General features: G+C 72.3%; 18 protein-coding genes and 2 tRNA genes. 6 read left to right on the top strand and 14 right to left on the bottom strand.

Annotated elements, in window-relative coordinates:
• Positions 1–121: 121 nt before the first annotated feature.
• On the top strand, positions 122–427 hold the full coding sequence (locus ACSNOH_RS04355; RefSeq protein ID WP_436719833.1) for a 4a-hydroxytetrahydrobiopterin dehydratase: 306 nt from the start codon (positions 122–124) through the stop codon (positions 425–427).
• Positions 428–522: 95 nt separating this feature from the next.
• On the opposite strand, the gene ACSNOH_RS04350 is transcribed toward ACSNOH_RS04355, so the two are convergent.
• The 5 genes from ACSNOH_RS04350 to ACSNOH_RS04330 all read right to left on the bottom strand — a co-directional run bounded on the left by ACSNOH_RS04350 (position 523) and on the right by ACSNOH_RS04330 (position 7,315).
• On the bottom strand, positions 523–1,941 hold the full coding sequence (locus ACSNOH_RS04350; protein ID WP_436719832.1) for a cryptochrome/photolyase family protein: 1,419 nt from the start codon (positions 1,939–1,941) through the stop codon (positions 523–525).
• 48 nt (positions 1,942–1,989) lie between these two features.
• The gene (locus tag ACSNOH_RS04345; protein WP_436719831.1) at positions 1,990–3,312 is read right to left on the bottom strand and encodes a DUF1266 domain-containing protein; all 1,323 of its coding nucleotides are present in this window, start codon (positions 3,310–3,312) and stop codon (positions 1,990–1,992) included.
• A gap of 83 nt (positions 3,313–3,395) precedes the next feature.
• Entirely contained in the window at positions 3,396–4,196 is an 801-nt protein-coding gene (locus ACSNOH_RS04340; RefSeq protein ID WP_436719853.1) for an aldo/keto reductase, read from the bottom strand.
• A gap of 113 nt (positions 4,197–4,309) precedes the next feature.
• Positions 4,310–6,328, bottom strand: coding sequence for an AMP-dependent synthetase/ligase (locus ACSNOH_RS04335; RefSeq protein ID WP_436719830.1), 2,019 nt, complete (start codon positions 6,326–6,328; stop codon positions 4,310–4,312).
• Between the two features lie 114 nt (positions 6,329–6,442).
• Positions 6,443–7,315, bottom strand: a complete 873-nt coding sequence (locus ACSNOH_RS04330; protein ID WP_436719829.1) for a LysR family transcriptional regulator — start codon at positions 7,313–7,315, stop codon at positions 6,443–6,445.
• Between the two features lie 93 nt (positions 7,316–7,408).
• Between ACSNOH_RS04330 and ACSNOH_RS04325 the strand changes: the two genes are divergently transcribed.
• Positions 7,409–8,440, top strand: a complete 1,032-nt coding sequence (locus ACSNOH_RS04325) for a bile acid:sodium symporter family protein (RefSeq protein ID WP_436719828.1) — start codon at positions 7,409–7,411, stop codon at positions 8,438–8,440.
• Here ACSNOH_RS04325 and ACSNOH_RS04320 read toward each other — a convergent pair.
• Together ACSNOH_RS04320 and ACSNOH_RS04315 are read right to left on the bottom strand one after the other, a co-directional pair.
• Entirely contained in the window at positions 8,365–10,542 is a 2,178-nt protein-coding gene (locus tag ACSNOH_RS04320; protein ID WP_436719827.1) for an exo-alpha-sialidase, read from the bottom strand. The two genes, ACSNOH_RS04325 and ACSNOH_RS04320, sit on opposite strands and share 76 nt — an antisense overlap.
• 158 nt (positions 10,543–10,700) lie before the next feature.
• Positions 10,701–11,660 carry a quinone oxidoreductase family protein gene (locus tag ACSNOH_RS04315; protein ID WP_436719826.1) on the bottom strand — a complete coding sequence of 320 codons (960 nt, stop codon included), beginning with the start codon at positions 11,658–11,660 and terminating at the stop codon, positions 10,701–10,703.
• A gap of 133 nt (positions 11,661–11,793) precedes the next feature.
• Between ACSNOH_RS04315 and ACSNOH_RS04310 the strand changes: the two genes are divergently transcribed.
• Positions 11,794–12,264 (top strand): MarR family winged helix-turn-helix transcriptional regulator, encoded by a 471-nt coding sequence (locus tag ACSNOH_RS04310; protein ID WP_436719825.1) that lies wholly within the window; start codon positions 11,794–11,796, stop codon positions 12,262–12,264.
• A 17-nt stretch (positions 12,265–12,281) separates the two neighbouring features.
• Here the strand turns inward: ACSNOH_RS04310 and fdhD are convergent, their stop codons facing one another.
• Complete coding sequence (gene fdhD / locus ACSNOH_RS04305) at positions 12,282–13,136, bottom strand: formate dehydrogenase accessory sulfurtransferase FdhD (protein WP_436719824.1); 855 nt, start codon at positions 13,134–13,136, stop codon at positions 12,282–12,284.
• Positions 13,137–13,271: 135 nt separating this feature from the next.
• Positions 13,272–14,603, bottom strand: a complete 1,332-nt coding sequence (locus ACSNOH_RS04300; RefSeq protein ID WP_436719823.1) for a DUF2254 domain-containing protein — start codon at positions 14,601–14,603, stop codon at positions 13,272–13,274.
• Positions 14,604–14,719: 116 nt separating this feature from the next.
• Between ACSNOH_RS04300 and ACSNOH_RS04295 the strand changes: the two genes are divergently transcribed.
• Positions 14,720–14,807, top strand: a tRNA-Leu gene (locus tag ACSNOH_RS04295).
• A 72-nt stretch (positions 14,808–14,879) separates the two neighbouring features.
• On the opposite strand, the gene ACSNOH_RS04290 is transcribed toward ACSNOH_RS04295, so the two are convergent.
• Positions 14,880–15,173 (bottom strand): hypothetical protein, encoded by a 294-nt coding sequence (locus tag ACSNOH_RS04290; protein ID WP_436719822.1) that lies wholly within the window; start codon positions 15,171–15,173, stop codon positions 14,880–14,882.
• A gap of 201 nt (positions 15,174–15,374) precedes the next feature.
• Here ACSNOH_RS04290 and ACSNOH_RS04285 point away from each other — a divergent pair.
• Together ACSNOH_RS04285 and ACSNOH_RS04280 are read left to right on the top strand one after the other, a co-directional pair.
• Positions 15,375–15,462: transfer RNA gene (locus ACSNOH_RS04285), tRNA-Leu, on the top strand.
• 144 nt (positions 15,463–15,606) lie between these two features.
• The gene (locus tag ACSNOH_RS04280; protein ID WP_436719821.1) at positions 15,607–17,091 is read left to right on the top strand and encodes an HNH endonuclease; all 1,485 of its coding nucleotides are present in this window, start codon (positions 15,607–15,609) and stop codon (positions 17,089–17,091) included.
• Between the two features lie 163 nt (positions 17,092–17,254).
• Here the strand turns inward: ACSNOH_RS04280 and ACSNOH_RS04275 are convergent, their stop codons facing one another.
• The 4 genes from ACSNOH_RS04275 to ACSNOH_RS04260 all read right to left on the bottom strand — a co-directional run bounded on the left by ACSNOH_RS04275 (position 17,255) and on the right by ACSNOH_RS04260 (position 22,640).
• Entirely contained in the window at positions 17,255–17,452 is a 198-nt protein-coding gene (locus tag ACSNOH_RS04275; RefSeq protein WP_436719820.1) for a hypothetical protein, read from the bottom strand.
• Between the two features lie 202 nt (positions 17,453–17,654).
• Positions 17,655–18,866 carry a transglycosylase family protein gene (locus tag ACSNOH_RS04270; protein WP_436719819.1) on the bottom strand — a complete coding sequence of 404 codons (1,212 nt, stop codon included), beginning with the start codon at positions 18,864–18,866 and terminating at the stop codon, positions 17,655–17,657.
• 50 nt (positions 18,867–18,916) lie between these two features.
• On the bottom strand, positions 18,917–21,052 hold the full coding sequence (locus ACSNOH_RS04265; protein ID WP_436719818.1) for a glycoside hydrolase domain-containing protein: 2,136 nt from the start codon (positions 21,050–21,052) through the stop codon (positions 18,917–18,919).
• Positions 21,053–21,167: 115 nt separating this feature from the next.
• Positions 21,168–22,640, bottom strand: coding sequence for an FG-GAP-like repeat-containing protein (locus tag ACSNOH_RS04260; protein WP_436719817.1), 1,473 nt, complete (start codon positions 22,638–22,640; stop codon positions 21,168–21,170).
• Positions 22,641–22,735 lie beyond the last annotated feature (95 nt).

Here is a 22,735-nt window from a genome sequence, read left to right as displayed (position 1 = left end):
GCGCCGGGCCCCGTACCGCACATTGGCGTGAAAACGCCCCGCCCCGTGGGACGCTTGAGTCACCGGCACCCGGCGCGGGCACCTACCCACGAAGACTCATGAAGGGCATGAAGGGATAGTCATGGCCGTCGAACCGCTCTCCCAGAAGGATGTCGAGGAGCGCCTCCAGGAGCTGCCCGGCTGGACCACGGACGGCGTCCGCATCAGCCGCACCTACCACTTCGACGGGCACTTCCAGGCGGCCGCGATGGTCGTCCACATCGCCCAGATCCAGGAGGAGCTGGGCCACCACGCGGAGACGACCCTGGGCTACAACACGGTCGCCCTGAGCGTGAACACGCACAGCGTGGGCGGCAAGGTCACCGGCCTGGACGTCGAGCTGGCCCGGCGCGTCGAGGCCGTGGCGGCGGGGCACGGGGGGCGCTGAACCGCGCCGCGGCCCGGAGCGGGGCCCGGACCGGACCGGAGCAGAGCCTGCGGCGGTTTCAGGCAGCGGTTCACACGGCGGTGCAGACGGCGGTTTCACGCCCGCCCGCGCGCCCGCTTGAACCGCTCCAGCGCCTCCTCCAGGCCGACCAGCGGCGCGGGGTAGCCGCGGCCCGCCCGCTCACGGTCCGGCAGCAGCCACGGCCGGTGGACGGCCCGGCCGGGCACGCCGGCCAGCTCGGGGACCCAGCGGCGCACATAGGCGCCGTCCGGGTCGAAGCGGTCGGCCTGGGCCAGGGGGTTCAGCACGCGGTGGGGGCGGGTGTCGCTGCCGGTGCCCGCCACCCACTGCCAGTTCAGCTGGTTGTCGGCCACGTCGCCGTCCACGAGCAGGTCCAGGAAGTGCCGGGCTCCGGCCCGCCAGTCGAGGTAGAGGGTCTTCGCCAGGAAGCTCGCGGCGATCAGCCGGGCCCGGTTGTGCATCCAGCCCTCGTGCGCGAGCTGCCGCATCGCCGCGTCGACCACCGGGTAGCCCGTCCGGCCCTCCCGCCACGCCGCGAGCTCGCCGGGCGCCTCGCGCCACCGGTCGCCCCGGGTGCGGTAGTCGCGGTGGGCCGCGTCCGGCCGGGCCGCCAGCATCTGGTGGTGGAAATCCCGCCACGCCAGCTGCCGTACGAACGCCTCGGCGCCGGCGCAGCCCCCGCCGGCCCGCTCCCGCGCCCCGGCGGCCAGCTCCACCGGCGACAGGCAGCCGAAGTGGAGGTACGGGGACAGCCGCGACGTCGCGTCCCCCGCCAGGTCGTCGTGGCGCTCGGCGTAGCGCGCGAGCCCGCCGCGCCGCCAGGCGGCGAGCCGGCGGCGGCCCTCGCCCTCACCGCCGCGCGGCAGCGCGGGCGACGGCGCGCCCCGGGCCAGGGCGGACGCCGCGGGCAGCGGCCCCGTGGCCACCTCGGGGAGCCGCACCGCGCGCGGCGGCGGCAGTACCGGCCGCAGCGGCTCGGCCGCCCAGCGGCGGAAGTACGGGGTGAACACCGCGAAGTGGTCCTTCCCGGCGGGCAGGACGGCTCCGGGCGGCACGGCCGTGACGACCGCGTCGTGCACCCGCAGCCGCCGGCCGTCCGCCGCCAGCGCGCTCCGCAGCCGCTCCTCGCGGCGCAGCGCGTACCCGCTCACGCCCGCGGCGACGTGCACCTCGCCCGCGCCGGCCTCGGCGGCCGCGCGGCAGGTCTCCGCCACCACGTCGCCCCGGCGGACGACGAGGGCCCCGCCGCGCGCCCGCAGCCCCTCGTCGAGCGCGGCCAGGCAGTCCGCCAGGAAGGCGGCCCGGTTGGGCACGGCGAAGCCCGCGGCGGCGATGCCCCGGTCCACGACGAACAGCGGCACCACGCGCGGCGCGCTCCGCAGGGCCGCGGTGAGCACCGGGTTGTCGTGCAGCCGCAGGTCGGAGGTGAAGAGGACGACGGACACGCCGTCAGGTGCCTGCGGTGTCGTCCCGGTGTCGGCAGGTACGCCCATGCCGCGATTGTGCGCCCGCGCCGTGCGGGGGCTCGGGCGGCAGGGCCGTCACGACCAGGGGATGTTGAGCCAGGGGCTCGCGGGGTCGGAGGTGAGGACGCGGTGGATGCGGTGGGTGAGCAGGGCGTCGTCGGGGCTGCCTTCGCCGGCGTGTCCGGGGAAGCCCTGGGGTCCTTGGCTTCTCCGGGGTCCTTGGCTTCCGGTACGCGGGTCGCCCGATCGCAGGGCTTCGCCCAGCAGGAACCCGGCGGCGAAGGCGGGCCAGGACCCGTACGTCCTGCGGGCTGCCTCGCCCGCGGACAGGACGACCCGCTCCGCGTCGGCCGGGCCGCACAGCCGTGCGGCGAGCCCGAGCCGGGCGACGGTCACGGCGCACGCGAGGTCGTGGGCGGCGGCCGAGGCGACGCGCTGCCCGGGCTGCAGCACGCCCTGCTCGCGCAGCCGCTCCTCGGCGGCGGCGATACGGGTGACGGCCGCGTCCATCGCCCGGACCTCGGCCTCGGGCGCGGCCCGGTGCGCGAGGACGTGGGTGACGGCCTGACGCCATTCGTCGGTCGCGGGGGAGGGGGGCTTCCCGGCCCCGGGCGCGGACCCGGGCGCGGCACCGGACCCGGACCCGGCCTCGGACACCTGCGCGGCCCCGGACCCGGCCTCGGACACCTGCGCGGCCCCGGCCCCGGCGTGCTCGGCGAGCCCCTCGCGGGCCCGCAGGGCGAACTCCGCGTCGCGCCCGGCACCGGCCCCCGCCAGCAGCCGCTCCGTCAGGTGCCACCAGCCGGCGGGATCCGCCACGCCCCACGTGTCGCGCAGGACGGCCCGGTCCTCGTCGTAGTCCCGGTAGACGGTGCCGAGCTCGTTCCACGGCACGCCGTCGCGCACGGCCAGCGGGGCGCCGCAGGCCAGTCCCTGGGCGAGCGGTCCGTGCAGGGGGCCCGTGAACAGGGACAGCAGCCGGTCGGCCGCGGGCGGCGGCGCCTCCGCGTACACCTCCAGCCAGGCAGCGCGGTCCAGCGGGGTGGCCGGGATGACGGCCGCGGCCGGATGCCCCGGGTTGACGGCGAGGTGCCACTTGTCGTGCGGCCACTCCAGGGCCAGGTCGTCGAGCGCGGTGCGCTGGAAGACCCAGTCGGGCTGCCAGGGCGGCAGCGCGCCGCGCGTCAGGACGGGCAGGCAGCGCTTGCCCGAGGCCGGGTCGCGGTACGGGGCGAGCGGCGCGGGCGGCACCAGGCCGTCCGCCTCCACCCTGGCCACCGCGACGTACAGCTCGCCCCCGGCGAGGGCGCCCACCTGCCCGTCCCAGTCCCCGCGCGCCGTCGCCGCCTGCAGCTGCTGTTCGACGGGGGTGGGCGGGGTCCAGGGCGTGAAGAACATGTGCGCGACTCTATAGAGGCCGCTGCAGACCGCTGGAGGCAGCTCCGCATCAGTTGATGTCGACTGATGCCGGCGCCGGGGCTTCAGTTGATGTCGAACTCGTCCGGGTCCGGGCCCAGCCGCGTGCCGCTGTCGAGCGCGGCGATCGCCGTCATGTCCTCCTCGTCGAGGGCGAACCCGAAGACGTCGGCGTTCTCGCGGATGCGCGACGGCGTCACGGACTTGGGGATGGCCACGTGGCCCAGCTGCAGGTGCCAGCGCAGCACCACCTGCGCGGGCGTACGGCCGTGCTTCTCGGCGATGCCCGCGATCACGGGGGCGCCGAGCAGCTCCTTGCCCTGGCCGAGCGGCGCCCACGCCTCGGTGGTGATGCCGTGGCGCGCGTGGAACTGTCGCAGCCCGGACTGGGCCAGGAAGGGGTGGAGCTCGATCTGGTTGACGGCGGGGACGACGGACGTCTCGGCCAGCAGCCGCTCCAGGTGGGCGGACTGGAAGTTGGAGACGCCGATCGCCCGGGCGCGGCCGCTCTCCGCGAGCTCCTCGAACGCGCGGTAGATGGTGAGGTAGTCGTCGCGCACGGCGCGCGGCCAGTGGATGAGGTACAGGTCCACGTAATCGAGGCCGAGCCGCTCCAGGGAGGCGTCGAACTCGCGGAGGACGGCGTCGCGCGTCCAGGTGCGCGAGGCGCTGTTCCACAGCTTCGTGGTCACGAAGAGCTCGTCGCGCGCGATGCCCGAGCCCGTCAGGGCCTTGCCCGTGCCGGTCTCGTTCTCGTACACGGCCGCCGTGTCGATGCTGCGGTACCCGGCGGCCAGGGCCGTCTCGACGGCGGCCGTCGCCTCGGCGTCGGGGACCTGGAAGACACCGAAACCGAGCTGCGGCATCTCGACGCCGTTGTTGAGCGTGATGGACGGAATGGAGGCAGCCTTGCTCACGAGTGCTCGATCCTTACGGTCGGAGACGCGGTTCGTACGTCCAGCGTCAACGATCACGGGGGTCACGGCATTCCCGTAATGCCCCTGTTGTCTCGCGAATCTCCGATGCCGCCTGTGCCTCCGATGCCGCCCCTGCCCCCGCCTGCACCTGCGATGCCACCTGTGTGCCCAATGCCACCCGTGTGCCCGATGCCACCCCGTGGCTGTCCGCCGTACAGCGCGTCCACCTCGCGCGCGTACGCCACCTCGATCGCCTTGCGCCGCAGCTTCAGGGAGGGGGTCAGCAGCCCCTCCTCCTCCGTGAACCGGGCTTTCAGGATCCGGAACGTCCGGATCGACTCGGCCTGTGAGACGAGGGCGTTCGCGGCCACCACGGCCCGCCGGATCTCGGCCTCCAGGTCCGCGTCGCGTACGAGCTCGGTGTCCTGCAGCAGCCCGGGCCCGCTCGCGGCCTCCGTGCCCGTGCCGGTGCCCGTCCCCGGTGCCGGTCTGCCACGCATGTGCAGCCAGTGGGCGACAGCTTCCTCGTCCAGCGTGACCAGCGCGGCCACGTAGGGGCGGTCGTTGCCGACGACCACGCAGTGGGCGACGAGCGGGTGCGCCCGTACGCGCTCCTCCAGCAGCACCGGCGACAGGCTCTTGCCGCCCGACGTCACCAGGATCTCCTTCTTCCGCCCCGTGATGGACAGATAGCCGTCGTCGTCCAGCCGCCCCAGGTCTCCGGTCGCGAACCAGCCCTCCTGCAGCACCGCGCCCGTCGCCCGCGCGTCGCCCAGATAGCCGGCGAAGACCTGCCCGCCGCGCAGCCAGATCTCGCCGTCGCCGGCGATCCGCACGGTGGTGCCCGGCACGGGCAGGCCCACCGAGCCGAAGCGGGGCCGCTCGGGCGGGTTGGCGGTCGCGGCCCCGGTCGTCTCCGTCAGGCCGTAGCCCTCCAGGACGGTGACGCCGGCGCCCGCGAAGAACAGCCCCAGCCGGCGGTCCATCGCCGAGCCGCCCGACATCGCGTGCCGCACCCGGCCGCCCAGCGCCTCCCGCACCTTGGCGTAGACGAGCCGGTCGAAGACCTGGTGGCGTACACGCAGCGCGGGGCCGGGCCCCGGCCCCCTGCCGAACGCGCGCTGCTCGACGGCTTCCGCGTAGCGCACCGCCACGTCCACGGCCCGCTCGAAGGGCGCGGCCCGGCCCTCCGCCTCGGCGGTGCGCCGCGCCAGCGCGAAGATCTTCTCCAGGACGTACGGGACCGCGAGGACGAACGTCGGCCGGAACGCCCGCAGGTCCGGCAGGAGCGCGGCAGTCGTCAGCTGCGGCTGGTGGCCGAGCTTCACGCGCCCGCGCACCGCGGCGACCTGCACCATCCGCCCGAACACGTGCGCCAGCGGCAGGAACAGCAGCGTCGCCGCCTCGTCGCCGGGGCGGGAACGGAAGACGTGCTCGTAGCGCCTGACGACGTTGTCGGCCTCGGCCATGAAGTTGGCGTGGGTCAGCACGCAGCCCTTGGGGCGGCCGGTCGTGCCGGAGGTGTAGACGACGGTGGCCGGCGTGGAGGGGGTGAGGGCCATCCGGTGCCGCTGCACAACGTCGTCGCCGATCCGCGCCCCGGCGGCGGCCAGCTCCTCGACCGCGCCCGCGTCCAGCTGCCACAGGCGCGTCAGGCCGGGCAGCCGGTCGACGACCGAGCCGACGGTCATCGCGTGGTCCTCGTGCTCGACGACGCAGGCCGTCACGCCCGCGTCGCGCAGGATCCAGCAGACCTGGTCGGGGGAGGCCGTCGGGTACACGGGTACGGGCTGCGCGCCGATGGACCACAGCGCGAAGTCGAAGAGCGTCCACTCGTAGCGCGTGCGGGACATTACGGCGACCCGGTCGCCGAACCGCACGCCCTCGGCGAGCAGACCCTTGGCCAGGGCCAGCACCTCGTCCCGGAACGCCTCGGCCGTCACGTCCCGCCAGCGGCCGTCCGGCCCCTTGCGGCCGAACGCCGCCTCCCCGGGCTCCGCGGCGGCCCGGTCGAAGACGCAGTCCGCCAGGCCTCCGACGGGCGGCGTCGTCACCAGCGGCGGGACGGTGATCTCGCGCAACGGCAGCTCCTTGTCATGCTCCGCACAGCGCGATGCCCCTACCCGGCCCTCCGGCCCCTCAACCTCCCCGAAAGAGTGGTCTGTTGGGCCGAGGCGACGGCCGGCGCCGCGGCCTCACGCGTGCAACCGGTCGCCCGCCGTCAGGACCGCCCGGGCCAGTGCCTCCGCCGCTCCCCGCGCCCCGCTCCCCGGCGGGGCGCCGTGCAGGAGGACCACGTCGACCCCGCCGAGCTCCGGCAGGCCCGGGCCGGGGGCGAGGCGGACCAGGCCCGGCGGGATCATGCCCAGGGTGTGGGCCATGACGCCGAGGCCCGCGCGGGCCGCCGCCACCAGGCCGCTCAGGCTGCCGCTCGTACAGACCACCCGCCAGGACCGGCCGCTGCTCTCCAGCACCTCCAGCGCACGCGCACGCGTCACCGCGGGCGGCGGGAAGGCGATCAGCGGGAGCGGCCGGTGCGGGTCCAGGCGGAGCCGCTCGCTGCCGATCCACACCAGCCGGTCCCGCCACACGAGCCGCCCGTGCGGCTCGTCCGGCCCTCCCGGCGGGCGTTTGACGAGGACGAGGTCCAGCCGCCCCGCGGCCAGCCGCTTCTGCAGGGTCTCGGACAGGTCGACGGTCAGCTCCAGGTCCACCTCGGGGTGCTCGCGGCGGAAGTCCTCCAGGACCTCGGGGAGCCTGGTCAGGACGAAGTCCTCCGACGCCCCGAACCGCAGCCGCCCGCGCAGCCGGGTGCCCGCGAACCAGTGGGCGGCCCGCTCGTTCGCCTCCAGGATCGTGCGCGCGAAGCCCAGCATCGCCTCGCCGTCCTCGGTCAGCCGCACGCTGTGCGTGTCGCGGACGAACAGCTGCCGGCCGGCCGCGGCCTCCAGCCGGCGGACCTGCTGGCTCACCGTCGACTGCCGCACCCCCAGGCGCCCGGCGGCCCGGGTGAAGCTCAGCGTCTGTGCGACGGCCAGGAACGTACGGAGCTGGACGGGATCGAACACGAGACCAGCGTAGGGGCTCATCATGATTCATGATGACAGTCAGAGCGGCAAACAGGGTTCCGGATAGCGGGGCCGGGCGGCAGGCTGGGCCCCATGCCGGGCTTCCGCCGCCCCATCCGCTTCCGCCTGCCCGTCGACCCCTACATAGCGGCCCTGCTGGGCACCGTCGCCCTCGCCGCCCTCCTGCCCGCCAGAGGCCAGGCGGCGACCGTCGCGGGCGGTGCCTCCACCGGCGCCGTGGCGCTCCTGTTCTTCCTCTACGGCGCACGCTTGTCCACCCGTGAGGCCCTGGACGGCCTGCGGCACTGGCGGCTGCACGTCACGGTCCTCGCCTGCACGTTCGTGCTGTTCCCGCTCCTCGGCCTGGCGGCCGGCGGCCTCGTGCCCGTCGTGCTGACGCCTCAGCTGCACTCCGGACTGCTCTTCCTGTGCCTCGTGCCGTCGACCATCCAGTCCTCGATCGCCTTCACGTCCATCGCGCGGGGCAACGTGGCGGCAGCGGTGTGCGCGGGCTCGTTCTCCAGCATTGTGGGAATCGCCCTCACTCCCCTCCTCGCCGCGCTCCTCCTCGGCAACAGCGGCGGCGGCTTCTCGGCTCGCTCCCTGCTGTCGATCGTGCTGCAGCTCCTCGTGCCGTTCCTCGCGGGCCAGCTGCTGCGCCGCCGCGTGGGCGGCTTCCTCACCCGGCACAAGAAGGTCCTCGGCTACGTGGACCGCGGCTCGATCCTCCTGGTCGTCTACTCGGCCTTCAGCGCGGGCATGGTCCGTGGCATCTGGCACGAGGTCACCCCGCTGCGGCTGCTGGCCCTCATGGGCGTGGAAGCCGTCCTGCTGGGCCTCATGCTGACGGTCACCACGTACGGGTCGAGGTGGCTCGGCTTCAGCCGCGAGGACCGGCTGGCCGTCGTCTTCTGCGGCTCCAAGAAGAGCCTGGCGGCGGGCCTGCCCATGGCGGGCGTCCTCTTCGGGGCCCAGGCGAGCCTCGCCGTGCTGCCGCTGATGCTCTTCCACCAGATGCAGCTGATGGTCGGAGCGGTCCTCGCGAAGCGCTACGGGCGCGTGCCGGCACCCGGTCCGGAGTCACCCGGCCCGGAGTCTCCTGCCCCCTCGCTCTCCCGCGCCTGAGGCGGGTCGATCCGGTCCAGCGGCAGCCACAGCAGCAGACCGCGGGACGGGGCGGGGGCGCCGGTTCGCGCCGGCCGGGCCGATTGTGCCGTCTCACCGTGCGTCGGCCGGCCCAGCCACGCCACGTCGCCGTGTGCCGGCCGGTCCAGCCGCGCGCCCTTGCCGTTTGCCGGCCGACCAAGTCGTACGACCTCGCCGTGCGTCGGCCGGTCCAGCCGCGCGACCTCGCCGTGCGTCGGCCGATCAAGTCGTGCAACCTCGCCGTCCGACAGCGCCCGCCCGTAAACCCGTACGTCGTCCAGCTCGCCGGCCAGCCACGCCCGGCCGTCCGGGCGCTGCCCCAGGTGCACCCCGAACGTCGAGGTGCGGCTCACCGACCCGGGCACGTCCGGCACCGCCGAAGCGGCCCCGTCCACGGTGAGCACGATCCGCCCTCCGCCGCGCCGCAGCACGGCCCGGTGCCACAGCCCGTCGCCGTACGGGGCCGACCGGACGACCGCCGTACGGGCCGGCCCCGCCCCGGTGACCGCCGTCACCTGGCCGGTCACCCGCCCGCCGGGCGCCACCTGCAGCGTCACCTGGGGCGCGCCGCCCATCCCGCCCATCCACAGCAGCGGTTGCCCGGCCCGCGCGGCGGCGGAGGCCGCCGACCGGGGCGCCACGGACCGGAACCACAGCACCGCCGTGAAGTCCCGCGCCCCCAGCGGGAGGGAGGCCCGGAAGGGCAGCCGCACCGCGTCGCCCGCTCCGTCGAAGGCCAGGCCTCCGCCCGAGCGGCCCCGCACGGGGCGCGGGCCGCCCAGGACGTACGCGGCCCGCGCGCCCGGCGCCCCGTCCGGCGTGGTGGGCGGCGGCCCTTGCCGCTCGCCCAGCCAGTCCTCGGTGAAGCGGGCGAAGCGGATCTCGTCCCGCGCGTCGCCCCGGCCCGCCTCGTACAGCAGCCCGGCCGTGCCCCCGTCGCCGTCCAGCACGGCCATGTCCGAGTAGCCCGCCCAGTCGGCGGTGACGAGCCTGCCGCGCTCGGCTCCCTCCCAGGTGCGCCCCTCGTCGTAGGAGGAGCGAATGGTCATCGAGCGCCGCCGGTCGGGGTCGGCGGGCGACGCGAACAGCCAGCGCCCGGACGGCAGTACGGCCACCGAGCCCTGCACTATGGGCGTGTAGAGGTCCGGGACCGCCTGGAACGGCCCGTCGAACGCCGTGCCCCCGTCGGTGCTCACGGCGGCGTCGCGGTTGCCGAGTTCCGTGCCGTCCTGCTCGCGCCCGCCTGCGTACACCACGCCGCGGGCCCGCTCGGCGAGCGTCAGCTCGGACGGCTTCTGCGCGTACGTGCCGTCCGGGGCGACCGCATGGGTGTCCACCGCCCCGAGCCGCCAGTGCGCGCCCCCGTCGTCGCTGAGGGCGAGCGCCGCGTGGTTGGCGCGGACCCGCCTGCCGTCGTGGCTCTCGGCGTTGACGCCGACGACCAGGCGGCCGCGGTGCGGGCCGTGCGCGAGCTGGATGCCGTGGCCGGGGCCGGTGGCGTACCAGGAGTTCCAGCCGGGCGGGCGCAGCTGCCGCGTCACGTCCTCCGGCTCCGACCAGTGCGCCCCGTCGTCGTCGCTGTGCTGCACGCGGGGCGTGCGGTCGCACGGCACGTCGCAGTTGCCCGCGTCCGGGCGGCCCTTGTTGACCGTGGTGAGGAGCGTGATCCGGCCGCTGCGCCGGTCGACGACGGGTGCGGGGTTGCCGTGGGTGTCGCCGTGCCCCGCGTCGGCCACCTCCAGCGGGCTCCACGTGCGGCCCCCGTCGGCGGAGCGTTTGACGACGACGTCGATGTCGGTGGCGTCGCCGCAGTTGCCCTTCCGGCCCTCGGCGAAGGCGAGGACGGTGCCGCGGGCGGTCGTGACCAGAGCGGGGATGCGGAAGCAGATGTAGGCGCCGGTGCCGGGTGCTTCCCGGCGGGCGTTGAAGAGGACTCGCTCCTCGAACCCGGTGCCGGTGGCCCGGGCCGGGGGTGGTACGAGGAGGGAGCCTGCGAGACCCGCCAACGCGGCTGCGGCGATCGCATTCCTGAGGGGGTTTCGGGGGATGGCGGGAGCGGTGCGGACGTGCGGCGGCGCCATGAGGCCGAACGTAGGTCTGGTACGACGGTCGCACAAGGAAGACCCGGCCGAAGAGCCCATACGGGTTTACGTACGGGCTCGCGTACGGGTTTACGTACGGGCTCGCGTACGGGAGGGTCCGGGAGGGTCCGCGCCAACATGAGGGGCTGCGCAAAGGTTCACGCCGGCCGCAGGACGACCTTGCCGAGGTTCGCGCGCGATTCGATGAGCTCGTGCGCTTGCGCGGCGTCCTCCAGCGGCAGCTCGGCGTGGACGCGCGGCCGCAGCCGCCCGGCGGCGAACAGTTCCCACAGCTCCAGGCGCCACTGCTCCATCAGCTCCGGGTGGTTGCGGGCGATCAGCGCCATCTGGAAGCCGATCGCGGACTTCGCCCCGGCGAGCAGGTCGTACGCCTCGATCGTCCCGCCGCCCGAGCTGTACGCGACGAGCCGGCCGCCGGGTGCGAGCGCGGCGACGGCGGGAGAGAGGAGCTCGCCGCCGACCGCGTCCAGGACGATGTCGACGGCGCCGCCCCAGCGGTCCACGGGGCCGTCGGCGAGGTCGTCGTAGGTGATGACGTGGTCGGCGCCCAGCTCGCGCAGGAAGGCGGCCTTGGCGCCGGCGGCCGCGGAGCTGACGGCCGCCACGACCCGGCCGGCGCCGAGCACCTTGGAGAGCTGCACGGCGAGGTGCCCCGCGCCGCTGGCCGCCCCCGTCACCAGGACGGACTCGCCGGGGGCCGGCCGGGCCGCCGCGTACGCCCCGCGCGCCACCAGGCCGCAGCGGACGAGGGCGACGGCGTCCGTGGCGGTCGCGCCCTCGGGCACGGGGGAGGCCATCGCGGCGTGCAGCAGCGAGTAGTCGGCGTAGCCGTCGCCGAAGCACAGGCCGGTGACGCGGTCGCCGACCGCGAAGCCGGTGACGTCCGGGCCGGTCGCCACGACCTCCCCGGCGACCTCGCCGCCCAGGCTCGCCGGCAGCGGGAGGCCGCCGCCGCGCACCTTCCGCACGACGGGGAGGGTGACGCCGACGGCCTCGGTGCGCACGAGCAGCTCGCCGGGGCCGGGGGCGGGGACGTCGGTCTCCTCCAGGCGCAGGACCTCGGGACCGCCGTTCTGGTGATAGCGGACACGGCGCATGGGGCGCACCTCCAGGGGGTCGTTGGAGCTCCCAACGGCTTTCGTTGGGAGTCCCAACGATAAGCGGATATCCGTTGGGAAGTCCAACGTTTTTCGTTGGGGGTGCCAATGGAATCCTCGGTAGGGTCGCCCCATGACAGAGCAGACACAGCCCTACGCCTCCGCGCTCGGCCACATCCGCACCCTCCCCAGCTGGCTCCTCAACCGCGCCGCCGGGCGCGGCCGCCGCCTGCTCGGCGAGGCCTTCGCCCTGGAAGGCCTGCGCATGCCGCACCACGCCGTCCTGGCCGCCGTCGCCGACATCGGCCCCGTCGCCCAGGCGGCCCTGGTGCGGGAGACCGGATTCGACCCCAAGGACATGGTCGGCATCCTCAACGACCTGCAGCGGGCACGGCTCGTCACCCGCACCCCCGACCCGCACGACCGCCGCAAGAACGTCATCGCCCTCACGGTCGAGGGCCGCGACTGCCTGGAGCGGCTCGCGCGCCTGGGCGACGAGGCCAACCGGGCGCTGCTCGCCGCGCTGACCCCCGCCGAGCAGGAACAGTTCGTCGCGCTCCTCGCCCGCGTGGCGGAGGAGCGGGAAGAAGGACCGGTGGGCTGAGCCCTGCCGGACAGGCGTCAGCCGGCCGCCGGCCGCGCCTCCTCCAGGGCGATCCGGTGCTCGCCCGCGTACACGTTCATCGACGCCCCCCGCAGGAAGCCCACGAGCGTCATCCCTGTCTCCGCGGCCAGGTCCACCGCCAGCGACGACGGCGCCGACACCGCCGCGAGCGCCGGGATCCCGGCCATGACGGCCTTCTGCACCAGCTCGAAGGAGGCCCGTCCGGAGACCAGCAGGACCGTTCCCGCCAGCGGCAGCATCCCCTGCTGGAGGGCCCGCCCGACGAGCTTGTCGACCGCGTTGTGCCGCCCCACGTCCTCGCGCACGTCCAGCAGCTCGCCGTCCGCGGTGAACAGCGCCGCCGCGTGCAGCCCGCCCGTGCGGTCGAAGACCCGCTGCGCCTCCCGCAGCCGGTCCGGGAGGCCGGCCAGCAGCTCCGGAGCCAGCCGCATCGGGGCCGGCCCGTCGGACAGGTCGTGGCGCGCGGTGGTCCGTACGGCGTCCAGGCTCGCCTTCCCGCACAGCCCGCACGAGGACGTCGTGTAGACGTTGCGCTCCAGCGTGATGTCGGGGACTGGGACGCCGGGCGCGAGCCGCACGTCGACGACGTTGTACGTGTTCCCGCCGTCGTCCGTCGCGCCCGCGCAGTAGACGATGCTGGCCACCTCGTCCGCCGCGCCCAGCACGCCCTCGCTGACGAGGAACCCCGCCGCCAGGGCGAAGTCGTCGCCCGGGGTGCGCATGGTGACGGCGAGCGGCTTGCCGTTCAGCCGGATCTCCATCGGTTCCTCGGTGACCAGCGTGTCCGGACGGGCACCGACGGCCCCGTCCCGGATGCGGATGACGCGGCGTCGTGCGGTGACCCGTCCCATGAGCTGATCCGTCCCGGTGATCGTGGGGTTCCTTGGCCGCTCCATTGTCCCTGGGGGAGCCCCGGACCTCGCCGGGGGTCACGGACCGCCGGAACGGGCGACGCCCGCCCGCACCGCTCGCGCCGCCCGCAGACGCTAACCGATCCCCTGCCGGTCCGGCAGCAAGGCGAACTCCCGGTCCGCCGCGTCCGGCACCGCCCGCGTCACCGCCTGCTCCAGCAGCGCCCGGTGCCGCTCCAGCGGCGGGCGGCGCCCGGCGGGGACCAGGTGCCACAGGTCCTCCAGGGCCGCCGCCAGCCGCCGGGTCACCTGCGGGCTGCCCGTCGCGCAGCCGCGGATCTCCGCGAACCCCAGGTCGACCAGGTCCGCCCACCCCGGCACGTCCTGCACCAGCCGCACGGCGCCCCGGCGGTCGCAGTGCCGCAGCGCGCCGAGCGGCCGCCGGGCGAGGGCCGCGAGGTACTGCGTGATGCGGTCCAGGCACTGCACGGCCGTCGTCGGGTCGTTCACGGCGGGCGACAGAGCGCGCTGGGCGATGTCCGACAGCTGCCGCAGCCCGAAACCCGGATCCTGGTGGAACGTGCGCTCCACGCCGACGGACACCGTGTACCGCAGCGCCCGCGGCGGCGGCGCGGGCCCGCCGTGCACCGCGAACACCGGCGTCCCGGGCACCACGTAGTCCCCGATCCGCGGGATCAGCCGCAGCACGATCCCATGCCGCCGGGCCACCCGCACCAGCCGTGCGATGTGCACGTCCCGCAGCACCCCCGCCCGCCCCGAGTGCACGACCTCCACGCCGGTCCCGCCCAGCGCTGGCCGCTCGTCACCGGCGACGCCGTACCGGCCCAGCACCCGCAGCGACTCCCGCATGATCCGGTCGATCACATGACTCACTCGCATCAGCCGCAGCGTGGCGTTCACGTACGCAATGAACAGCCCCAGGCTCACCAGCACCAGCAGGACGCACACGATGCTGGAGAACACCGGGACCGTGGAGACCGTCCGAGGATCCTCGTTCCCCTCGTACGACGCCTGCACCAGCAGCGCGAACAGGAACGTCGCCAGGAAGACGGCGAACGTGCACTTGGTGATCCGGCTGCGCACGTACAGCCGCACCACGCGCGGGGAGAACTGGCCGCTGGCCATCTGCAGCGCGACCAGGGAGATCGAGAACACCACACCGATGAAGGTCAGCATCGCCGAGCCGACGGTCGTGATGATCGTCTTGGTGTCGTCGGCGATCCCGATCAGCGACTCGACCGCCCCGTAGTCCCCGTCCTGCTTCAGCGCCCCGACGACGAACCGGTCCACCTCCAGCACCCCGGCGGCCAGCCCCGCCGCCCCGAGCAGCCCCACGGTGGGAGCGAACCAGAACGTGTCCCGCAGGTGCTCCCGCAAAGGCGACAGCGGCCGAGGCCGCCGCCGACCGCTCCCGGCACCCTCGGCCACCGCCCAGGTTGGCCCCATATCGCCCATAAAGTGACTTTATGCCCCGCCCTCATTACCCAGGTGAAGGGCACTCCGAAACCTTGGTATCGTTATCCATGTCGCCGCGGGGAACGCCTCGCAGCGGCAGACACCTGGTCCGGGTGGCGGAATGGCAGACGCGCTAGCTTGAGGTGCTAGTGCCCTTTATCGGGCGTGGGGGTTCAAGTCCCCCCTCGGACACCAGCAGAAACCCCAGTTCACCTGGGGTTTTTCTGTTTTCCGGCCACTGTCCGGCGGGACGGCCCGCTCGCCGCTTCACTGCGCGTGAACGTGGCAGGTCATGCTGTTGTCCGACACGTAGCAACAGCTCGATGCGGCTCCGCCGTCCTTCCTCGGCCCCCATCCGCGCTCCGGCGAATACGCTTCGGTCCACTTGCTGAGCGCGATGTTATTGGCGGCCGTCCCAGGCAGCCCGGCCTCTTCGAGGAAACGCTGAGGGTCGGCGATCAGCTGTCCCAGCTCTTCCGGGGTCGCGTCGAAGTGGTACAAGGGCGGGTCGCTCTCCAGCCCCGCCACACCTTTGCCGGCCAGCTGCGTGACCTTGACCATGACTGCCTCCCGTCAGTTGTCCGAGGTTCGGCCGATACACCCAGTCCACTGCCGGCAGCAGGGCCGCGCAACCTCGGCCCTGCGAGGCGGGCGCCCCCTCTCGATGGGTGTTTTCCCAGGACAGGGGCCTCGGAGCACTCCGAAACCTTGGTATTGTTGTCCATGTCGCCGCGGGGAGCACCCCGCTGCGGCAGACACCTGGTCCGGGTGGCGGAATGGCAGACGCGCTAGCTTGAGGTGCTAGTGCCCTTTATCGGGCGTGGGGGTTCAAGTCCCCCCTCGGACACCAGCAGAAACCCCAGTTCACCTGGGGTTTTTCTGTTTCTCCGGCTGTGACGTAACCAACCACTGACCAACTCACCCGTGTGTGCGGCTCCGCCCGGGTCGGGCGCCGCGAACGTCCGCTGTCAGTGGTGGCCCCTACTGTGCGTCCATGACCGACAGCTCACAGAAGCCGACGACGGCTCAGTGCTCAGCTCGTCCCGAGGCTGCGCAGGACGCTGCCCCTCCTGGGCAGTCGGGGGCCGATGCGAAGCCGAAGGGCATCGCGCTGTATCACGACATGCGGGTGGAAGAGGACTTCACCAAGTGCGCCACTCGCCTCTTCTCGATCCTCAAGAAAGCCGCGGCGACGAGCCCCGGCGCTCCCCGCTACCTCTACCTCCACATCCAAGGGCACCGCAACGCCGTCGGCGGCTACGACGGCGACGCCCTGGAGATCATTCGCGAATTCCTGCTTGGTTGCCTCCTCCCGTATCTCACGAAGATCGACACCCCGCTCTACCAGGTGAGGAACCTCGAGCCGCAACGTGAGGACATCCCTGATGTCCTGCACATGCGAGACCCTGATCGTGAACACGCCTACGACCACCGCGAGCTGCGCATACGTAACCGGGACAGCCATCCCGACGGGCGCAGGTCCAGACCCCCGGTCCGGGCCATCGCCGACTATCTGGGTCTCGATGAGCCGGTCTGCCTGATCTGCTGGCAGAAGCCGGTAGAGAGAGCCCATGTGGTTCCAGAGTCGCTCGGCGGTTCCAACGATGTGCGCAACTTTGCCCTCCTCTGTCCGCGCCACCACCGTGAGGCGCCCGATGTCGCGGATGCTGAGGCGTTCTGGTCCTGGGTCGACTACGCCAGTGAACGCGACGACCATATGAAGTGGGAGGGTGCGGAGCCGGAGGTACTGGCGAAGGCGGAACGCGTCGGCCTCCACATCGAGACGTCTGGGCCAGTGCGGAAGAGCTTGCGCCATTTTGACAAAGTCCGTGACGAACTCGTGCGCCACTACGGCTGGTGTCCAGAGGATTTTGCCGGCGGCGACCACTGGGGGTTGCTGATGGCAGAGTTCCACACCGTTATGGACGCAGCGACCAGCACTCACTTCAACGTCGCCAAGAAGGCATCCACTGAGGCCTGGGCCTTCGAAGTGGCTCGCAGACGCCTGAGAGACAGGGGCACAGAGCATGAGGCTCGCGAAGAACGGACGGCGGTGTCGAGCCGTCCGTCGGTCGAATTGGCGGAGCGGATAGTGCGCAAGTCGTCTGACAGCGGTGCCGCGCGAAGCCTTGCCGATGCCGCACGACGGGCCGACATCGCGATCGAGGCAGCGGCACTCGTACGGGACATCATCGGCGCAGAGGGAGTTGGCAGTGCCGAGGAGGTACTAAGGGGCATCAAGGAGGAGGTGGCGGACCGCACCGCGCAGTTCGAGCGACTGGCTAATGAGGTGATGGAGCATGCGGTCTGCCGGCATTGCGGCCACGCTATAGCCCGGATCGGCGACGCTTCCTGGCGCCATAGCGCTGCAGCGCCCATGTCCCGTGGCTGCCGGGCAGCCAGTTTCGACCGGGACGGCACCTGGGACGACTCTCTCGATCGAGCGTGGAAGGCGAGTCCGCCGAAGACGTATCGGTGAGCTGTCCGTAGGCACCAGTAGGGCCGCGGTGGTGCGTTGGCGTACTCGTTGAAACTCGACTCGTGCAAGTCCCGCCTCGGACACCGGCAAGATCAGAAGCACCCCCGGGGCAGCGGGGGTTTCTGTTGCCAGTTAGCGCACCGCATCAGCTGCGATGCGGCTGTCAGCCCTTGACGATCTGGCCGTTGAAGATGCCGCCGGAGCAGATTTTCAGGGTTGGTGAGACTACGACGACCTGTCCGCCTCCCAGCATGCATTGGTTGGCCGTGACGGATGCGGGTGCGGCTACGGCCGGTCCCGTCAATCCCGCCAGGGAGAGACCGAGAAGAGCCGTGGAGACGGCGACGGCGATACGGCGCATGGTGACCTCTTTTGTCCGGGGAGCGAGATGGGCTCAGCTCCAGGAAGGCCTGTAGAGCCGTTGTCTCAGGCTCACGGTTCCCGGTCCATGCTCGTTGACCGGCCACCCTCGTGTGAGTGAATGCATTCACTCGGTCGGAGCAGGAAGAACCCCGGCTCAGCCGGGGTTCTTCTGTGTCACGAGCGCATCGGGGGCCGGAGGGTTACCAGCCGGACGTGCCGATTTCGATGCGGGGCTTGAAGGCGTTGTTGGAGCCGTCGTTGGGGTAGAGGTAGAGCTTGCCCGTCTGGTGGGGGGCCGAGGCTACGGCCACGAGGTCGGTCTGGCCGTCGTGGGTGAATTCGCCGGCCGCGTAGTCGGAGATGCCGTTCCAGCCGCCGGTGCCGATTTCGATCGAGGAAGCGATGTCGAAGGTGTGGTTCTTCGCGTCCGGCTGGAAGAGGAGCAGCTTGCCGGTCTTCGTGTCGGTGGCGATGAGTTCGGGCGCACCGAGCTGGTCGAAGACGCCGGCGGAGATGACCTTGTTCATGCGGTTCCAGTCGCCGGTGCCCCACGGGACGCGCTTTCCGAGCGTGTCCAGGCCGGACTTGCCCGTGCCGGGGTAGAGGTACATCTGCCCGGTGTCGGCCTTCACGGCGATGAGGTCGTCCTTGCCGTCGCCGTTGAAGTCGGCCGCGGCGAGGTGCTTCATGCCGTTCCAGGCGCCGGAGCCGATCTCGATGCGGTCGTCGAAGGCATCGAGGCCCTTGGCCTCCGTGCCCGGGTAGAGGAAGAGCTCTCCGGTCTCCTTCTTCACGGCGAGCAGGTCGTCCTTGCCGTCGTGGTTGAAGTCGCCGACGGTGAGGTTGCGCATGCCGTTCCAGCCGCCGGAGCCGATCTCGACCCGGTCACCGAAGGTGTTGAGGCCGCTCTTTCCGGTGCCGGGGTAGAGGAACAGCTTTCCGGTGGAGACCTGGACGGCCAGGAGGTCCTTCTTGGTGTCGCGGTTGAAGTCGCCCGTGACCAGTTCCGTCATGCCGGGGTCGGCCGGCAGGGGCTTGGACGGGAACGGGTCCGCGTGGTCCTTGCCGAGCCCGGCCTTCGGGCCGCAGCTCGGCCAGGCCCGCTCGCCCTGCTTGGCGAGCACCTTCTCGCCTATGCGTATCTGTTCCTCCTTGGTCGCCAGGTCGGCGCGCTCGGCGTACTGCTTGCCGCCGAATTCCGACCAGGTGCCCTGGCTGAACTGCAGGCCGCCGTAGTAGCCGTTGCCGGTGTTGATGTGCCAGTTGCCGCTGCTCTCGCACTGGGCCACCTTGTCCCAGGTGGCGACGGAGGCCGCCTGCGCGGCCGGTCCGGAGGAGAGGAGGGAGAGCGCGGTGACCGCGGCGATACCGGTGGCGGTCAGCAGCGCGCGCGTACGGGATGACGTAGACATGCGGAACCTTTTCGGAGAGAGGAGAGAGACGGGGGCGGGGCGGGAGTTCCTCACCAGCCGCCCGTGCCGATTTCCGTGCGCGGCGCCAGGCCCTTGCCGGTGCCCCGGTAGAGGTAGAGCTTTCCGGTCTCGCCCGGGTCGGAGTCGACCGCGGCGAGGTCACCGATGCCGTCGCCGGTGAAGTCGGCGGCCGCGTAGTCGGAGATGCCGTTCCAGCCGCCGGAGCCGATCTCGATACGGCTCCCCAGGGTGTCCAGGCCCGTCTTCCCGGTGCCGGGGTAGAGGTAGAGCTCGCCGGTTCCCGTCTTGGTGGCGATGATGTCGGCCTTGCCGTCGCCGTTGAAGTCGCCGGGAGATACGACCTTGTTCATGCCGTTCCAGGCGCCGGTGCCGATTTCGACGCGGTCGTCGAGGGCGTTGAGGCCGGACTTGCGGGTGCCCGGGTAGAGGAAGAGCTGGCCCGTTTCGGTCTTGGCGGCGATGAGGTCGGTCTTCCCGTCGCCGTTGAAGTCGCCCGCGGCGAGGTGCTTCATGCCGTTCCAGCCGCCCGTGCCGATTTCGATCCGGTCGTCCAGGGTGCTCAGCCCCTTGGCGTTGGTGCCGGGGTAGAGGAAGAGCTGGCCCGTTTCGTTCTTCACGGCGACGACGTCGTCCTTTCCGTCGCCGTTGAAGTCGCCGACGGTGAGGTTCTTCATGCCGGTCCAGCCGCCGGAGCCGATCTCGACGCGGCTGCCGAAGGTGCGCAGCCCCGTCTTTCCCGTGCCGGGGTACACGAACAGCTTTCCGGTGGAGACCTGGACGGCTACGAGATCCTTCTTGCCGTCGTGGTTGAAGTCGCCGGCGGTCAGTTCCGTCATTCCGGGGTCCATGACCGCCGGGGCCACGTCCACGTAGTCACGGTCGATCAGCATCCTGGTGCCGCCGTACGTCTCGTGGACGTTCCCCGTGTACTGGTTGATCCGCTGGCGGTTGTCCCAGTGCCCGGACGGAATGCCGGGAACGTCCGTGTCCGCCTTGCCGTTCCAGGTGGCCGCCCAGATCACGTCCGGGCGTTCGTAGGAGCCGGAGTCGTAGACGGCATCGAGCTGCTTGATGGCGGCGCCGGTCGAGCTGTAGACGCCCGAGCGGAAGCCGAGTTCCCGGATGCGCTCCGACCAGCCGGACAGGTACTGCACGACGCGGGTGTTGTACTCCGGTCCGTAACCGGCCTCCATGTCCTCGTAGATCACCGTGCCCGGGGCGAAGCCCAGCCGCTTGGCGAGGGCCACGGCCTTGTCCGCCGCGGCACGGCCGTCCTTGCCGGCGGTGCGGGAGGAGATGTGGGTCGCCTGCGTGCCCGCGTAGACGGGCAGCATGTGCCACCCGGCCTTCGTCTGCGCCTGCACCCAGGCAGGGGTCAGGTTGGGCTGGCTGGGGCAGCCGATGGACGGGCCGCCGATGTAGATCCCTATGCCCTTGTAGGGGGACTTGGCCCAGTCCGCCATCGCCGACGAGGACGGGGCGGTGCACGTGTCGAACGCCTTGCCGGTGAAGCCCGTGCTCGGTCTCACGGCGGCCGCCGCGTCCTGGACCACGGTGCCGGACGGTTCGAGGACGGTGGCCGGCCGCGCCGACGCGTCGGTCCGCGCCGAGGCCAGGATCTTCTGCACGGCGGCGGGGGAGTCCCCGTAGCCGGCGGTCGCGTACAGGCCCGCGCCCTCGAAGGCCACGCGCACTTCCTGCTGCTCGTCGGCGGGCAGCGCGTCGGGTACGCGGTCGCCGGCCCGTACGGTCACCAGGGGCACCTCGGGGCGCGGGGCGGCGTCGCTGACCGGCTCCAGGACCAGGGCGTCGGTCTTCTCGGCGATCAGGTGTGCCGGGCAGTCCTGGTTCGCACCGGGGTGGCCGAGGTAGAGGGTGTGCTGGTCGAACCGGACGCAGGTGTCCGGGTGTTCGTCCAGGTTCACCACGTTCCAGCCGGCGGGGACGTCGAGGGTGAGACCGCGGTAGGTGACCGGCGTGGTGCCCGGCCCCTCGGCGGAGGCGGAGGCGGCGGCGGAAGCGGCGGCGGTGGCAGAGGTGGAGGCCGGGGCGGGAGCGGTGCCCGTGGCGGCGAAGGCCGTTCCGGTGACGGACTGCAGCGGTACGGACAGCACCGCGGCTGCGGCGACGAACGCGGCCAGGCCGCGCAGGCGCTGGGAGCTCATGGGATTCTCCGGGAGGCAGAGGAGAGACGGGGCGGGTCCGCGAGAGGGGTGCCGGACCCGCCCCGGAGGCACACGCGTGACGGGATGGGCGGGGTGAGCGGGGTGGTGCGGCGGATTACCAGCCGCCGGAGCCGATCTCCACGCGGGACGCGAAGCCCTTGCCGTTGCCCCGGTAGAAGTAGAGCTTTCCGGTCTTGCGCGGGTCGGAGTCGACGGCGGCGAGGTCGTCGATGCCGTCCTTGTCGAAGTCCGCGGCCGCGTAGTCGGAGATGTCGTTCCAGCCGCCGGAGCCGACCTCGATGCGCTTGCCCAGCGTGTCCAGGCCCGCCTTGCCCGTGCCGGGGTAGAGGTAGAGCTCGCCCGTCTCGGTCTTGGTGGCGATGATGTCGGCCTTGCCGTCGCCGTTGAAGTCGCCGGAGACGACCTTGTTCATGCCGTTCCAGGCGCCGGTGCCGATCTCGATGCGGTCGTCGAGGGCGTTGAGGCCGGACTTGCGGGTGCCCGGGTAGAGGAAGAGCTGCCCGGTGTCGGTCTTGGCGGCGATGAGGTCGGTCTTGCCGTCGCCGTTGAAGTCGCCCGCGGTCAGGTGCTTCATGCCGTTCCAGGCGCCGGAGCCTATTTCGACGCGGTCGTCCAGGGTGCTGAGGCCCTTGCCGTTGGTGCCCGGGTAGAGGAACAGCTTGCCGTCCGCCCGCTTGGTGGCGACGAGGTCCTCCTTGCCGTCGCCGTTGAAGTCGCCGACGGTGAGGTTGCGCATGCCGTTCCAGCCGCCGGAGCCGATCTCGACCCGGTCGCCGAGCGAGTTGAGACCGCTCTTTCCGGTGCCCGGGTAGAGGAACAGCTTTCCGGTGGAGACCTGGACGGCCACGATGTCCTTCTTGCCGTCGTGGTTGAGGTCGCCGGCCGTCAGCTCCGTCATGCCCGGGTCGATGGGAGGCTGCTCGTCGTCGACGACGGACTTGTTGTGGACCGGGTAGTAGCTCTCGGTGTCGTGGCCCGGGAAGTACGGGTACGGGATCTCGCGGTGGTGCACGCCGGAGCTGCTGAACTCGTAGCCCACGTACTTGGTGTGGTCCGCGTTCGCCCATTTGTCGAAGAGGACGACGTGCCCGTAGCGGCCCGGCTTCGGGTTGAGGAGGGCGTCACCGGACTTGAGGTCGCTCTTCTTGATCTTCTCGGTCACGCCCTGGGGACCGAAGTTGGGCGTGGCCATGTCCCAGGCGAGGCGCCAGGCCATGGACACGTAGCCGGAACAGTCGGTCCGGTGGCCCCGGTACGAGCCCCCCATGTTGTACGGGATGCCCTTGCCCACCCACTCGGCGGCGCGCTTGAGCGTCTCGCTGCGCTTGATCCGCGGGGCGTCCTTGCTGGCGCCGGCGACGTTGAAGAACTCCTCGCCGTCGGGCGCCACGGGGAGCATGGGGCCCTGGCCGTTGCTCCCGAAGTCGCCCGGGTCCTCGTCCGCGGCGACCGCCGCCGGGACGGGCGCCGCCGTGGCGGACGTCGCCATGGAGAGCCCGCCACCGGTGACGGCGCAGACGAGGGCGATGCTGATGGCGGAGCGGCGCAGGAAGGCGTGCTTGGACACAAGAGTCTCCTGAGAGAGGTGAAGTGATGAAGGTGAAGTGATGGGGTAAGGAAGGGTGTTGCTAAAGAGGTGTTGCTCAAGGGGCGCTGCTAAAG

The organism is Streptomyces sp. URMC 127, assembly GCF_051386535.1.
Lineage (GTDB): Bacteria > Actinomycetota > Actinomycetes > Streptomycetales > Streptomycetaceae > Streptomyces.
This window is presented reverse-complemented; position numbering and strand designations above follow the sequence as displayed.